At 38.3% G+C, this 15,077-nt stretch carries 16 protein-coding genes; 8 read left to right on the top strand and 8 right to left on the bottom strand.

The features are described 5' to 3' along the window. Positions 1 to 138: 138 nt before the first annotated feature. The 7 genes from AC1M9J_RS03050 to fdx all read left to right on the top strand — a co-directional run bounded on the left by AC1M9J_RS03050 (position 139) and on the right by fdx (position 5,541). Positions 139 to 612 (top strand): Rrf2 family transcriptional regulator, encoded by a 474-nt coding sequence (locus AC1M9J_RS03050; protein WP_035263618.1) that lies wholly within the window; start codon positions 139 to 141, stop codon positions 610 to 612. A 1-nt stretch (position 613) separates the two neighbouring features. Then, positions 614 to 1,831, top strand: coding sequence for an IscS subfamily cysteine desulfurase (locus tag AC1M9J_RS03045; protein WP_035263620.1), 1,218 nt, complete (start codon positions 614 to 616; stop codon positions 1,829 to 1,831). A 103-nt stretch (positions 1,832 to 1,934) separates the two neighbouring features. Beyond that, entirely contained in the window at positions 1,935 to 2,321 is a 387-nt protein-coding gene (gene iscU, locus AC1M9J_RS03040) for a Fe-S cluster assembly scaffold IscU (protein ID WP_035263622.1), read from the top strand. 30 nt (positions 2,322 to 2,351) lie between these two features. Continuing rightward, positions 2,352 to 2,672, top strand: coding sequence for an iron-sulfur cluster assembly protein IscA (iscA, locus tag AC1M9J_RS03035; RefSeq protein ID WP_035263624.1), 321 nt, complete (start codon positions 2,352 to 2,354; stop codon positions 2,670 to 2,672). 101 nt (positions 2,673 to 2,773) lie between these two features. Then, positions 2,774 to 3,289 carry a Fe-S protein assembly co-chaperone HscB gene (hscB, locus tag AC1M9J_RS03030; RefSeq protein ID WP_092766335.1) on the top strand — a complete coding sequence of 172 codons (516 nt, stop codon included), beginning with the start codon at positions 2,774 to 2,776 and terminating at the stop codon, positions 3,287 to 3,289. Positions 3,290 to 3,326: 37 nt separating this feature from the next. Continuing rightward, positions 3,327 to 5,186: a Fe-S protein assembly chaperone HscA gene (gene hscA, locus AC1M9J_RS03025; RefSeq protein ID WP_481951839.1), complete on the top strand. Its 1,860-nt coding sequence runs from the start codon at positions 3,327 to 3,329 to the stop codon at positions 5,184 to 5,186. A 16-nt stretch (positions 5,187 to 5,202) separates the two neighbouring features. Beyond that, complete coding sequence (fdx, locus tag AC1M9J_RS03020) at positions 5,203 to 5,541, top strand: ISC system 2Fe-2S type ferredoxin (RefSeq protein ID WP_035263630.1); 339 nt, start codon at positions 5,203 to 5,205, stop codon at positions 5,539 to 5,541. Between the two features lie 65 nt (positions 5,542 to 5,606). Here fdx and AC1M9J_RS03015 read toward each other — a convergent pair whose 3' ends face one another. The 7 genes from AC1M9J_RS03015 to AC1M9J_RS02985 form a co-directional block, all read right to left on the bottom strand. Beyond that, entirely contained in the window at positions 5,607 to 7,049 is a 1,443-nt protein-coding gene (locus AC1M9J_RS03015; protein WP_481951838.1) for an adenylate/guanylate cyclase domain-containing protein, read from the bottom strand. 52 nt (positions 7,050 to 7,101) lie between these two features. Beyond that, a complete protein-coding gene (locus AC1M9J_RS03010; protein ID WP_035263634.1) occupies positions 7,102 to 7,539 on the bottom strand; it encodes an HIT domain-containing protein in 438 nt (145 codons plus the stop codon). 224 nt (positions 7,540 to 7,763) lie between these two features. After that, a complete protein-coding gene (gene mfd, locus AC1M9J_RS03005; protein ID WP_481951921.1) occupies positions 7,764 to 11,222 on the bottom strand; it encodes a transcription-repair coupling factor in 3,459 nt (1,152 codons plus the stop codon). Between the two features lie 101 nt (positions 11,223 to 11,323). Next, the gene (locus AC1M9J_RS03000; RefSeq protein WP_180027816.1) at positions 11,324 to 11,674 is read right to left on the bottom strand and encodes a hypothetical protein; all 351 of its coding nucleotides are present in this window, start codon (positions 11,672 to 11,674) and stop codon (positions 11,324 to 11,326) included. Between the two features lie 99 nt (positions 11,675 to 11,773). Beyond that, positions 11,774 to 12,559 (bottom strand): glutathione S-transferase N-terminal domain-containing protein, encoded by a 786-nt coding sequence (locus tag AC1M9J_RS02995; protein WP_481951837.1) that lies wholly within the window; start codon positions 12,557 to 12,559, stop codon positions 11,774 to 11,776. Between the two features lie 30 nt (positions 12,560 to 12,589). Further along, on the bottom strand, positions 12,590 to 13,099 hold the full coding sequence (gene rraA, locus AC1M9J_RS02990) for a ribonuclease E activity regulator RraA (protein WP_035263643.1): 510 nt from the start codon (positions 13,097 to 13,099) through the stop codon (positions 12,590 to 12,592). An 11-nt stretch (positions 13,100 to 13,110) separates the two neighbouring features. After that, the gene (locus tag AC1M9J_RS02985) at positions 13,111 to 13,776 is read right to left on the bottom strand and encodes a Rossmann-fold NAD(P)-binding domain-containing protein (protein WP_481951836.1); all 666 of its coding nucleotides are present in this window, start codon (positions 13,774 to 13,776) and stop codon (positions 13,111 to 13,113) included. Positions 13,777 to 13,991: 215 nt separating this feature from the next. On the opposite strand from AC1M9J_RS02985, the gene rpsT reads away from it, so the two are divergent. Beyond that, positions 13,992 to 14,261 (top strand): 30S ribosomal protein S20, encoded by a 270-nt coding sequence (rpsT, locus tag AC1M9J_RS02980; RefSeq protein WP_035263646.1) that lies wholly within the window; start codon positions 13,992 to 13,994, stop codon positions 14,259 to 14,261. 33 nt (positions 14,262 to 14,294) lie between these two features. On the opposite strand, the gene AC1M9J_RS02975 is transcribed toward rpsT, so the two are convergent. After that, the gene (locus tag AC1M9J_RS02975; protein ID WP_481595339.1) at positions 14,295 to 15,044 is read right to left on the bottom strand and encodes a histidine phosphatase family protein; all 750 of its coding nucleotides are present in this window, start codon (positions 15,042 to 15,044) and stop codon (positions 14,295 to 14,297) included. Between the last annotated feature and the right edge of the window lie 33 nt (positions 15,045 to 15,077).

The following is a 15,077-nucleotide window of genomic DNA, read 5'->3' as shown; positions in this document are numbered from 1 at the left end:
ATAATAAAGTTTTATCTGTTTAAATCCTCGCCATATTTAATTCCGATTAATTTAGTTGGTTTTTAGAAAAAATACTTGACTAAATTAGTCGGAATTCATAAAATTTCATCATCTAGCCTTTTACACGTGTATCGAATCATGCGCTTAACCACTCGCGGTCGCTACGCAGTGACTGCATTACTTGATCTAGCTTTGCAGCCGACTGAACAAACCATTACTTTGGCAGAAATTGCTACTCGCCAAACTATTTCTGTGGCTTATTTAGAACAACTATTTGCTAAATTAAAGCGTCATGGCTTGGTTTCGAGTGTACGTGGTGCTAATGGTGGATACCATTTAGCGCGTAATGCTTCTGATATTACGGTCTTAGAAATTATTGAAGCTGTAAACGAAACTGTTGATGCAACACGTTGTGACCACAAAGGTAACTGCCAAAATGGCGCAATGTGTCTAACTCACGATTTATGGCAAGAACTCTCCCTCCACATTGCCGATTACTTAGCTAAAATCTCTCTTGCTGATTTAGTTGCTCGCGATAACGTTCAAACTGTTGCGATCCGCCAGAATACAGCTCCATTAGATTCAGCCCTTTTATCGGTTACAGGTATTTGACATGAAACGTCCAATTTATCTTGATTATGCTGCAACGACTCCAGTCGACCCACAAGTTGCTGAGCGCATGATGGAATGCCTTACATTCGATGGGACTTTTGGTAACCCTGCATCACGTTCGCACGCATATGGTTGGCAAGCTGAAGAAAAAGTTGAATACGCTCGTGAGCAAGTTGCAAATCTTGTAAAAGCAGATCCACGCGAAATCGTTTGGACATCTGGCGCTACAGAATCTGACAACCTTGCACTGAAAGGTGTTGCACAGTTCTACGCTTCAAAAGGCAAACACATCATTACGAGTAAAATTGAACATAAAGCAATTTTAGATACTTGCCGTGAATTAGAACAAGAAGGCTTTGAAATTACCTATCTTGAACCAGAAGCTCAAACAGGTCTAATTACTCCTGAAATGGTTCAAGCTGCTTTACGTCCAGATACAATTCTTGTTTCATTAATGATGGTCAATAATGAAATTGGTACTGTGACTGATGTTGCCGCTATTGGTGAATTAACTCGTGCGAATAAGACATATTTCCACGTAGATGCCGCTCAAGCTGCTGGTAAAGTTGAAATCGATTTATCAACCATGAAAATTGATTTAATGAGTTTCTCTGCTCACAAAATTTATGGCCCTAAAGGTATCGGTGCACTTTACGTACGTCGTAGTCCACGTGTGCGTCTTAAAGCTCAAATGCATGGTGGTGGTCATGAGCGCGGTATGCGTTCTGGTACGCTTGCAACTCACCAAATCGTTGGTATGGGTGAAGCATTTGAACTTGCAGGTAAAAACCTAGTTGCTGAACAAACTCGCTTACGCACTCTACGTGACAAACTTTGGAATGGTCTACAAGATCTTGAACAAGTTTTCTTAAATGGTCATCCGACTCAAAACGTAGCAAACTACTTAAACGTAAGTTTTAACTTCGTTGAGGGTGAATCTTTAATGATGTCACTTAAAGATGCTGCTGTTTCATCTGGTTCAGCTTGTACTTCTGCAACATTAGAACCTTCTTATGTTCTTCGTGCATTAGGCTTATCTGATGAGTTAGCACACAGTTCAATTCGCTTCAGTTTTGGTAAATATACGACTGAAGAAGACATTGATCACGTACTAGAAGTGACAAAAGCTGCTGTAGAAAAATTACGTGACCTTTCTCCACTTTGGGATATGTACAAAGAAGGGATTGATCTGTCGAAAGTTGAATGGACAGAACACTAATTTAAACCAAACACATGCATCTTATTAAGCTTAAATATTGAAATTTAATAAGATGCACCCATATTAAATATTATCAGCCGACCCTGAGGTTTGGAGACGCATCATGGCTTATAGCGAAAAAGTGATTGATCATTACGAAAATCCTCGTAATGTTGGTGTTTTAGATAAAAACGCAGAAAACGTAGGTACAGGTATGGTCGGTGCACCAGCTTGTGGTGACGTTATGCGTCTTCAAATCCAAGTGGATGAGAATGGAGTAATTGAAGAAGCTCGCTTCAAAACTTACGGATGTGGTTCTGCAATTGCTTCAAGTTCACTTGTAACTGAATGGCTAAAAGGTAAAACTTTAGACCAAGCACAGCAAATCAAGAATATTGATATTGCAAATGAACTTGCGCTTCCTCCTGTAAAAGTACACTGCTCTGTACTTGCAGAAGATGCAATTAAAGCTGCTGTAGAAGACTACCGTAGCAAAAAAGCGAAAGCTTAATTTAGCGCTTGATGATTGAATGGAGTTTTCATGATCAATTTAACTGAAAATGCTGCAACTCATATCAGCAATTATTTATTGAATCGCGGTAAGGGTGAAGGTATTCGCGTTGGTGTGAAAACTTCAGGTTGTTCTGGATTGGCTTATGTTCTCGAATTCGTTGATGAAGTTGACGAACATGATCAAGTCTTTGAACAGTTTGGGGTTAAAGTTTTCGTTGATCCGAAGAGCCTTGTTTATCTAGAAGGTATGGAAATGGACTATGTTAAAAATGGTCTAAACGAAGGTTTTGAATTCAACAACCCAAACAAAAAAGGTGAATGTGGTTGTGGTGAATCTTTCACTGTTTAAGATAATCATTCTCTTTTTACCTGATTAAAACAGTGCCCTGCACTGTTTTAATTCTATTCAGCGCCCACTTTTATTTTTCACTATTTTGGAATTTCCAATCCATGAATCATTTTGAGTTGTTTAATCTCCCTGTAGCACTCGATATTGATTTAGCAACTTTGAAAGCTAACTTTCTAAAATTGCAGCAACAATATCATCCAGATAAAGCTGAAAATAAAGACCAAGCCTTGATCAAATCTAGCGAAATCAATCAAGCTTATAAAGTTTTATCTCAAGTTGACAGCCGTGCTGGATATTTACTTACACTCAAAAAACAAGACTATCATTTAGATCAATCCATCAATGATTTCGAATTTTTACAATCTGCATTAGAAATTCGTGAACAGTTAGATGAAGCTCAAAGTTCTGAACAACTTTCATCTTTAAAAACTGAAGTGCAACAATGGATTGATGGTTTAGTTCGCGAATTCAAAATAGACTATGAAGCTGAAGATTGGGCTGAGTCTCGCGATACTGTTCGAAAATTACGTTTCTTCCAAAAAGTGATGAATGATATACATCAAGCTGAAGACCGTATTCTCGATGATGAAGATTTTGACTTAGATGACGAATTCTAATTTTATTTTTTTGTTTTATTTTCAAGGGATTTAACACATGGCACTCTTGCAAATTGCTGAACCTGGACAATCAAGTGCGCCACATGAACATCGCATTGCTATTGGTATTGATTTAGGTACGACCCACTCTCTTGTAGCAACTGTGCTTTCTGGCAAACCTAAAGTTCTAAATGATGAACAAGGTCAAGTGTTACTTCCTTCTATCGTACATTATGCTGAAAACTCTACTGTGCTCGGCAATGACGCAAAACCGTTTATAACTCGTGACCCACAGAATACTATTGTTTCTGTAAAACGTTTTATGGGACGCTCAAAAGCTGATATTAAATTTCAACACCCATATCAATTGGTGGGTGAAGACAATCAGATGCCTGCTTTTGAAACAGCGCAAGGTCGTAAAACACCTGTGGAAATTTCTGCTGAAATTCTAAAAAACCTAAAAGATCGCGCTGAAGCAAGTTTAAAGAATCCCATAAATGGTGCTGTCATTACAGTACCTGCCTATTTTGATGAGGCACAACGCCAAGCAACACGAGACGCTGCACAGCTCGCTGGTTTAAACGTACTGAGATTATTAAACGAACCTACAGCAGCAGCTGTAGCGTATGGTTTAGATCAAGCAACAAATTTAAGTACAGATCAAAATTATGTGATTTACGACTTAGGTGGTGGTACTTTCGACGTCTCCATCCTACGTTTCTCACAGGGTGTATTTGAGGTACTCGCTACAGGTGGACACACTGCACTTGGAGGCGATGATTTAGATCGTCTTATCGTCAAGTGGGCTAAAAAATCACTCAATATCGAGACCTTAGATGATAACGAGTATGCACACTTCCTTGTTGCAGCACGTAAAGCGAAAGAAGCTTTATCGGACCAAGATCAAGTTAATCTTCAGCTTTTAGAAAACGAATTAACTTTGGATCGTTCAACGTTTGAAAGCATCATTAAAGTTGCTCTAGATAAAACGATTTCAGTGTGCAAACGAGTATTACGTGACGCTAAATTGAAATTAGACGATATAAAAAATGTCGTTTTAGTAGGTGGCTCTACTCGCTCTTATGCGGTACAAAAAGCTGTAGCAGAAGTATTTAGTCAAGAACCCCTGTGTACCATTAATCCAGATGAAGTCGTTGCAATCGGTGCTGCAATTACTGCCAACCAATTAATTGGTAATAGTTCAGATGGTTCTCTACTACTTGATGTAACACCATTATCACTTGGTATTGAAACCATGGGTGGACTAGTAGAGCGATTAATTTCACGCAATACTGCAATTCCTGTCGCTCGTCGTCAAGAGTTCACCACGTATCAAGATGGTCAAACTGCGATGTTAATCCATGTTGTCCAAGGTGAGCGCGATTTAGTAGAACATTGCCGTAGTCTCGGACGTTTTGTTTTACGCGGCATTCCACCGATGACTGCTGGTCAAGCACGCATTGAAGTGACTTATCAAGTCGATGCTGACGGTCTCTTATCGGTATCTGCTCGTGAAACAACATCTAACGTCTCAGCTCAGATTGATATTAAACCATCGTATGGTTTATCTGATACTGATATGGAGCGCCTACTGGTTGATGGTTTTAAATTTGCAGCAGAAGATAAAGCCCTTCGTCATTTACATGAAACTAAAGTTGAAGCTCAACGAGAACTTGAAGCTCTTTCTCAAGCGCTTAAAGCTGATATTAAACTCTTGACTGAACAGGAAGCTCAGGATTTAATTTCGGCACAAACTCATTTGGCTCAACAACTTGAAACTTCTGATATTGAAGCAATTGAAGCTGCTGTTGCTGCGTTAAAAGTACATAGTGATGCATTTGCTGCAAAACGAATGAATCAACATATTGATCATGCTCTCAAAGGCACTAAGCTTGACGATTGGTCAAACTCAAACTAAACATAGGTAAAAATTTATGCCACGTATTAAAGTTCTTCCACATGCGCAAATTTGCCCTGAAGGTGCTGAGTTTGAAGTTGAGCAAAATGCCAATCTTTGCGAAAGCCTTCTAAAAAATGGTATCAAAATTGAACATGCTTGTGATATGTCTGCAGCTTGTACGACCTGCCATGTTATTGTTCGTAAAGGTTTTGATGGTCTTGAAGAAATGAATGATGTAGAAGCAGATTTACTCGATCGTGCTTGGGGTCTAGAGCCAGATTCACGTCTTTCTTGCCAAGTAAAAATTGAAAATGATGATTTAGAAGTTGAAATTCCGAAGTACACGATTAACCATGCTTCTGAAAATCATTAATCATTTGTAAAACCATATAAAAAAGGTCACTTAAGTGACCTTTTTATTTGTGTAGATATAAAATCCTAATTTAGATATTTTACTTCATCAGATATTTTTAATTTCACAATACCAGAAGAGTTGGTTAAATCCTGCTGAAGTTTAATACGTTCAATCATTTTTTCTAAAACTGCGATTAATTCAGCATATTCGTAATTTTGTACTTCTTCCATATTCAGTACCAGTTGAAACCCTTTGTACTCATAATCAAACCAATGCTGATGGGTTTGCTTGGTGCTATATTTTTCCATGACCTGCCAACTTTTAATTGAACCATGAATCCCTTTCAGCTCTATAGGTTCCTGAGGTGCACAAAGATAATAGTTTTTAACTAACTTATAAGTCTCATCCGAGATTAAAATTTCATCAATTTCTGCAGCATTTTGAAGTCTTGCAGCTAAATTCGCATCCCGCCCAACAATGGTATATGCCATTCGATGAACTGCGCCATAGTTACCAACGTGACAATAACCAGTACTAATGCCCATACGTATATGCAGTGCTGAGTATCCCATTTTCACCCAGCGTTCACGCAAAAATTTCATTTGTTGACGCATTGCCATCGCCATATCGATGCAATTTTTGGCATCTTGTTCAACCCCTTGCGAATCTGGATCTCCAAAGAAAATGAGAATCGCATCTCCCATAAACTTGTCAATTGTTCCACCATATTGCTTGGCAATTTCAGTCATATGGCTCAGATAGTCATTCAAAACAAAAGCTAAGTCATCTGGAATAAGAGTCTCTGAAAGCTCAGTAAATCCCTGAATGTCAGAGAAAAAAATCGTAATTTTTTTTCGTTTATATTCAAGTTTCGCTTCAGTTTCACCACGCATGATTGATTGCCACAATTGAATTGGTGCATAGCGGCTTAACTGATTCGATAACTCAATATATCGATTCATTTCTTTAAAATAAGTTTGACGTTGAACATCTAATTTTTTTACACGTCGATTCTGATAATAATTAGCAAAATTCACAAAAAGAATCGCACATATACACGAGACTACGGACAATTCGATTGAAGTTTGCTGGAAATAATCTTCAAAACCAAAAATAAAAATTGTACAAATATAAAAAACAATGATCGCAACTAAAATTGCAATCGAACTCACCATCATCGAAATTTTATTATTAACGGCGGTATACACTAATCCAAACAGGAAAACAAATGTTGGCAACAAACTTAAATGCACTGCTGCTAAGGCGGTAGCTACAACAACAACATCAATAATAAAGAACGCAAAACGTCTGGTTTTACTACCATAACGATATTGGATACTGTGTGAAATTCGGGGCGCTAATAGAATCAGCAAGAAAATAAATAGAGGGTATAAAATCTGATAATTTTGGTTTTGTGAAGTGAAATAATAGATCACAACAAGAATCGCGATCATCACATACCCCATCATCCTGAGGAGTACTTCAAATTGCTGTGGCTCTTTATCCAGCATTCGTTCAAATGGCAATTGCTATTACCTCAATTCACATTATTTTTATTCTTCCCTGAAATTGACGTATTTACTCCATACGCCAATCGAAAGGCATGTCACCTTGACCACGTAGCGCGAGCATGAGCGTTTGACGCATATGCGCTAAAACATCATTACTGTAAGGAACTGCAGGTGAAGCACCCCAAACAGGCTTAGGCCATGCAGAATCATTCTGATAACGAACTACATGATGAAAATGAAGTTGAGGAACCATATTTCCTAGTGCTGCAACGTTCATTTTATCCGCACGGAAAACTCGAGATAATTGACTAGATAACCAGCTAGATTCTCTTAAAAATTGTTCTTGGTCTGCTTGGCTTAATTCATATAATTCAGTTACACCAGGAACACGCGGCACCAAAATCAACCATGGAAATTGCATGTCATTCATTAAACGACAAGTTGAAAGTGGAAAGTCGCCAACAAAAAAAGTATCTTGAGCAAGTTGTGGATGCAAACTAAACATATATTTATAAATGACGCAAAAATTAAATGGATAGCTAATACTAACACAACAGTTTTAGACTGAGTATTATTAGTCATGTGTTTCGATACAAAAAAATATGTATTTCATTGATTTGAATCTCACTCATTCATTGCAACTCATCGCTAAAAAATCTACCTATAAAGTTGACTGTCAGCCAGTGCATTTTGAGCAATGAACAAGTCTAGATTCAAGCCCAACTTAGATCAGTTGAGCCCTCTCATCAATTCATCTAAAAGATCATTAATAAACTGAATTCTTTTGTCATTTTCCTCAAGCATAACCATCACTTTCAGACGTTGACCACCGTCCATTCTAAAAAATGTCGGATGTTTTTGCATCATTTGGATAATACTCATCGCTTGAACAGGAGTATCAGGTGAAAATTCAATTTGGCCACCCTGCTTACTCAAGTCAATCTTGGTAATACCTAATTTTTCTGCTTTTATACGCACCTGATGAACAGTAAAAAGATATTTCACTTGTTGAGGTAGCACACCAAAACGATCGATAAGCTCCATACGGATATGATCGAGTTTTTCTTGTGTATCCGTATTACTAATTCGCTTATAGAACAATAAACGCTGATGCACATCACCTAAATATTCATCTGGAATTAATGCAGGCATATGTAAACTAATTTCAGCCGTGAGTGACAAAGGGGCATCAAAGTTAGGAGTCTTACCATTTTGGATAGCTTTAGTCGCTTTCTCAAGCATTTCCATATATAGACTATATCCAATTGCATGCATTGAACCACTTTGTTGCTCACCTAAAAGCTCGCCTGCTCCACGTATTTCTAAATCCTCTGTTGCCAATACAAAACCAGCGCCTAAAGTAGAAGCACGCTGAATGGCATCAAGTCGTTTTTCAGCATCACCTTTTAAGCCTTTAATAGACGGAACCATCAGATACGCATAGGCTTGATGATGAGAGCGCCCCACACGACCACGCAGTTGATGAAGTTGTGCCAAACCTAGCTTGTCTGCTCGCTCGATGATAATTGTATTGGCATTTGGTACATCAATTCCCGTTTCAATAATGGTCGAACACACCAATACATTATATTCTTTATGATAAAACTGCTGCATGACCTGTTCTAACTCACGCTCACGCATTTGACCATGCGCAACTGCAATCCGAGCTTCAGGAACTAACAACCGAATATTTTCAGCCGCTCGTTCAATGGTATCCACTTCATTATGCAAAATATAAACCTGACCACCACGTAATAGTTCACGCAAGATCGCCTCTTTCATCGTGGCATCGGTCTGCTCATTGACAAAGGTCTTAACAGCGAGACGGCGTGCAGGTGGTGTAGCAATAATTGAGAGGTCACGCATACCTGAAAACGCCATATTTAAGGTACGCGGGATTGGCGTAGCGGTTAGCGTCAGCATATCTACATCGGCACGCATCGCTTTAATACGTTCTTTATCTCGCACACCAAAGCGATGTTCTTCATCAACAATCATCAATCCAAGTTGTTTAAACTGGACATTTTCCTGCAAAATTTTATGCGTTCCAATGACGATATCAACTTTACCCTCTGCCAAATCTTCGATCGTTTTTAAGTGTGTTTTATTTGAGCCAAATCGAGATAACACTTCAATACGGATAGGCCAATCAGCAAATCGATCTTTGAAAGATTCATAATGCTGTTGCGCAAGTAAAGTTGTTGGAACTAAAACAGCAACTTGCTTATTGTTCTGTACAGCAACAAAAGCAGCTCTCATCGCTACTTCTGTCTTACCAAATCCAACATCACCACAGACTAAACGATCCATTGGTTTAGCTTGTTGCATGTCGTATAAAGTCGCTTCGATAGCATTCGCTTGATCAAGCGTTTCTTCATAAGCAAAACCACTAACAAACTGCATATAAGTAGTGTGATCTAATTCAAATTGAATACCTGGTTTTGAGTGGCGTCTTGCTTGAATATGAAGAAGTTCGGCTGCAACATCATGTATCTGTTCTAGTGCTTTGCGCTTAGCTTTATTCCAAGCATCTGTACCAAGTTTATGCAGTGGTGCTAAATCAGGATCACCTCCACTGTATCGACTAATCAGATGCAAATTGGTGACAGGAACATAGACTTTGGCATCATCAGCATAATTAAGTTGCAAAAATTCGTGGTCTTGATCATCAATACATAAAGTCACTAATCCCGCATAGCGACCTACACCGTGATCAATATGAACTACAGGAGCACCTATACTTAATTCAGTTAAACTTTTAACTAAGAACTCTTCAGAAACTTCATGCTGGCGTTTTCTACGGCGTTGTACAACACGATGCTCATAGAGTTGATTTTCTGAAATGACAGATATTTGTCCTTTAATCTCCAAGCCACGTTCAAGTGGTGCATGCGTTACTGCTACTGAATATTGTTGATTAATAAACTCCTGATAATGCTCTACAACAGGAATTTCACCCATACTTGCTCGCAAGGAGTCCTTTAACGATTCACGACGTCCCGCACTTTCAGCGACGAGTAAGACAGGGTGTTGCGCAGCATCGATAAATGATTTTACAGCATGAAATGGCTGTTGATGTTTAGGCTCTACCGCTAAACGAGGTGGCTGTTCAGCAGAGGTATTAATTACACCCGCTTTAGGTTCAAAAACTTCGTCAGATGCGATAATACGAGGAAACTGATTGAGTTGTTCAAAAATTTGATTTTGTTGAAAGAAGATTTGTTCTGGAGCTAATAAAGGTTGATCAACATTGTGACGTCGGTCTTCATAACGCTGATAAATATCTTTCCAAAATTGAGTTAATTCACTTTCAATATTGCGATCTGTAATGACAATAGAATGATTTGGTAAGTATGATGAAATACTACTTTGTTCTAGCATTTCTTTTTTTGAAAAGAACAGTGGAAAGTAATAGTCCAATCCTGGTGAAGATATCCCCTCCATTACATCCTGATAAATCGGATTTTTTTTCGGGTTCGCCGTTGGAAACTCTTCAGCATAACGGTCTCGAAATTGAGCTCTACCTTCTTTTAAAGGAAACTCTTTAGCTGGTAAAACCTTAAAATGTTCAAGTTTCGTCGTGGTCCTTTGAGTTTCTGCATCAAAAAATTTTAAAGAATCAATTTCATCATCAAACAAATCTATTCGAATTGGAGCATCTTGCCCTGAAGCAAAAATATCAACTAAACTTCCCCGAACAGCAAATTCTCCATGATCATATACAGTATCGACCAAATGATAACCAGCCTGAATCAGGCGTTGTTTCTGCTTTTCTAAATCAAATTTTTGCCCAACGCTAATATCAAAATGCTCACCTAACACCCAAGACGTCGGCGCAACACGTTGTGCCAAAGTTGTGCTTGAAATGAGTAGTATCCCTTTTGCTGGCATATTAGAGAGCACTGATAATCTTTCTGAGACAATATCTTGATGCGGAGACAACCGATCGTAAGGTAAGATCTCCCAATCTGGAAAGATGGTGGGCTTCACACCATAAAATTCAAGTTCACTCTCAAGTTGAGCTAAATGTTGATTATTTCTAGCTACCAGAACAAAGAGTCGATCAGAGTTTTGACTTATTTCTTTTAAAAGCAAAGCGATGGCAGAGCCTTTAAGCGCCCCTAACCATCTTTTTTCGCCAGATTTTATTTGTGATAGATTAAGTTGAGAAATTTCTTTTTGGAACATGAAGATCGCTTTAAAAGTCTGGTAGGACATTGCACTATTTTATCATGTTCAAAATCGAGAATGAGTTATTTTTAGATATCACAAACATTCAGTCGCAAACATTAGCGCTCACGTTTGAATTCACGATAATAATCATTGAGCAATATCACGAATTTTTTTAACTGTTCTAGATTCTGTTGATTATTACCTAATCTCGTAGTAAAACGACCTGTATTCAACTCGAGATCTATTTTCTCTTTGATCAACATTCCTCGATAAAATAAATTTTCCAAATCATCAAAACGAGTCACCTTTCGGTTCGAAAAATATGACAATCTTTCATTTAGTTCATTCAAAACAACGTCATCGATAATATATCCTAATTCAGGATCATGACGAATTTGATGGGTCTGTAAATAAACTTGCTCAGCCGATGGTTTTTTTTGAAACAAATCAGAAATTTTTTTAAACATAGTTCGGTAAGAAAAGCTGAAAACTCAAAATAATGTTTTATCTTAGCATTTGGTCATGAATACACCTATATTCATGACCAAAAAGCACTCAAACTAAAATTAACCGTAATTTTTTCTTAAATATTCTACAATCTTCTTCGATTCGAACAATTTTACGCCTGTATTCGGATCAACTAAGTACGGGACTTGTATATCCTGCCCCTTGCGATTCATTACCTTTACAACCTGCTCGCGTTTACCGCCAGCCAAAGGAATATATTTCCCAGGCTTCAATCGTAAAATCGCTGGTCCTTGATCCTGCCAACGCTCTTTAGCGACATTATGAAACTTAAATGGTAATTCAAGTTCTGTGAGTTCAGCGCGCACGATTCTGGTGTATGGACTCGCTTCAAACCCCCACAGCTCAATTAAATGCTCGGGTTGTGGTCTCTGCTTAATCGCTTTATTTATAAAAATCCCACGAGCACCATTAATCAGTGTTCCAGCTAGAGCAACCACAGGCAATTTGGGGTAGTGTGAGAATTGTTTCGGTGTTTGACCTGTCTCACCATAATGCTTAAAAAGATAGTGAATAATATCCTGAGACTCGTAAAGTTTAGCCCCAGTATTTTCATCAATTAAAAAAGGAAATTGAGTCTTACCCCCAAGTGTTTTTACTTGATCTCGATAGACCCTTCCACCTTTTGGACAAGGATACACTTCGTAATCAAGATTAAGTAAAGTGAACACTTCTCTTACACGGCGACAGAATGGTGATCCTTCAAATTCGTAAAGCTTTAATGCTTTTTCTGGCTGTTTAGGAAACGGTGTACCTGAAGTCCCACGTCCACCTTCTGCAACAGCTGAAGCTAGCGCTTGAGCCACTTTTAATTGATGAATCACCATACTGATTACCTCGTTTTTATTTTATTTAAATTAGTCGACTAATTTTGTCTTGGACACAATAATTCCATTATTGTCTGCATAGATATAATCACCTGGTTGGATTGTGATATTTCCAATTTGAATCGTGATATTGGTTTCGCCCACCCCTTTACGATTACTTTTTTGAGGTATAGCTGCAAGTGCGTGCACGCCTAGATTTAAACTCGCAATGGCATCAACATCTCTAACACAACCATTAATAATGACACCACTCCATCCATATTTAACGGCAGACTCAGCAATCATATCTCCCATCAATGCACAACGCATGGAAGAACCACCATCTACAACTAAAACTTTGCCTTGCCCATCTGTAGCGAGTAACTCTTTTACTCGTGAATTGTCCTCAAAACATTTAACAGTGACGGCTTCACCCCCAAAGCTTTTTACACCGCCGTAACTTTTGAAGAATTTTCCATCAATAGATGGATACAATACTTGAATATCTAAATCAGGATGGTCATCCAGTAAATCACACGTCACAAATGTTGGCGTTGTCACTTTTTATACCCTCAGTTATGTTTTTGAATCTCTAAATTATCATAAATCTTAATTTTTTCATTTTGAGTTCTTGCGCTCACGACCATAGTATTAGCGACTTGCTCTGCTGTCACTGGCTTATATTTGAATGTATTTGGCAGAAATTGCGATACTCGCTTGAAAATACTCTGAGAAATATCTTCGAGTGTCCTAGTTTCAGCTCTTTCACCAATTAAGAGTGAAGGTCGAATGATCGCCAATTGATAGAGTGATAATGATTTTAGATAATTTTCTAACTTTCCCTTCACTTGATTATAAAAGAATGAAGATCTTTCATTCGCACCTTCCGCACTTACAATTGCAAAAAAAGTGTCGGTATTCACGAGCAAATCAGCAAAATGAGCATTTATTTCAAAATCGATATTGTAAAAATTTTCTTTAGAGCCTGCTTTTTTAATTGTACTTCCTAGGCAACTAAACGCATGTGAGAATCCAGAAGCGTCCTCATCATTTAACATTAAAAAGTCATCAATGACCAACTGATCAACTTTGGTGAACTGTTCAAATTGTTCATCATGCTTACGAACAACTACGACAATTCTTTCGCAATCTACCAATTGATTCAAATGATTTACCAAAGATCGACCAACTAAACCAGTTGCCCCTATAACTATTGCACTTTTAATATTTTTAATCATTTTTTCGCCATTCCTTCCAATATTTATATAATCTAACGTGCTAACCGCATTTTATCTGCATCAAAAATGTTGTCAAAGCATGTCAAGACTTGACTTTGCCGCATCATTTAATCACAATATGGCACTTGTTTACGGGCTGGTGTAAATTCTTCTAATGTTTGTATTTAGTTGAAATTTCAGCCCGCCCAGACCAATCAATTTCAAGGAGTGCACGAGTGGCAAACTCTGCTCAAGCAAAAAAACGTGCTCGTCAAAACGTTAAAGCACGTAAACACAACGCAAGCTTACGTTCTATGGTTCGTACTTACCTTAAACGCACAGTAGCAGCGATCGCTGCGGGTGACTATGCAGCAGCTTCTGAAGCTTACAAAACTGCAGTACCTGTAATCGACCGTATGGCTGACAAAGGTATCATCCACAAGAACAAAGCTGCTCGTCATAAGAGCCGTTTAAATGCACAAGTTAAAGCTTTAGCTTCTAACTAAGTTGCGTTAAAAAAAGCCCTTTAAGGGCTTTTTTTATATCTTAAATTTACTTTCTTGCTCTACAAATTCACGAATAGACAGCTCATTACATTCACCACGCCATATCCATTTCAATTTTGCATCTATGAATGCTTCACCTTCAAACCAAACAAACAAACCTTCCATCATTTCTGGCCAATCCTGCTGAATAATCTGTGTTTTACCTGAAATCACAGCCAGAATACCAGCCAGAATAGTGTCATGGCTAACCGCCAAACTTAATCCATGATTCTGTTGAGGGTGAGTTTGATAAAGCAAATGTAAAACATCAACCACACCTGTAATTGGCTGCTTCATCCCAGGTAAGGTATTGTTTACAAAGCTATTGATAAAGCCCAAAGCACCTTGTTGCTTAAAATATGGCGCAGCTTGATCGATATCTAAAACAAAGCTACCAGGCTCGACCAAGAGCCCCTGCTCAACAATCTTAATATGATGGGTATTTGACTTAGGATTGATTTGATCAGCACCTTGAATCATCAGTGCAGCAGTATCAATACAACGTTGAATTGGACTAGAAATACAGTGTTCTATCACACGATCTGTTTGATCTATAAGATAAGCCCCCCAAGCCTGCGCCAGATCCTTACCTTGATCAGTTAATTGCAAATCATATCCAGCGAGTCCTTGACCCACCACCATTTCACGTATTGAGTGGCGAGTAAATAATGTAACAGGCACAGCAACATCGGGCAGTAAATCAACCGCTCTGAGCATACTTGGAGGAAGCAACTTCAGCGACATAATAATTCTAATAAATGAAATTAATTTCACTAT

Source organism: Acinetobacter sp. ANC_7588 (assembly GCF_056783995.1).
This window is presented reverse-complemented; position numbering and strand designations above follow the sequence as displayed.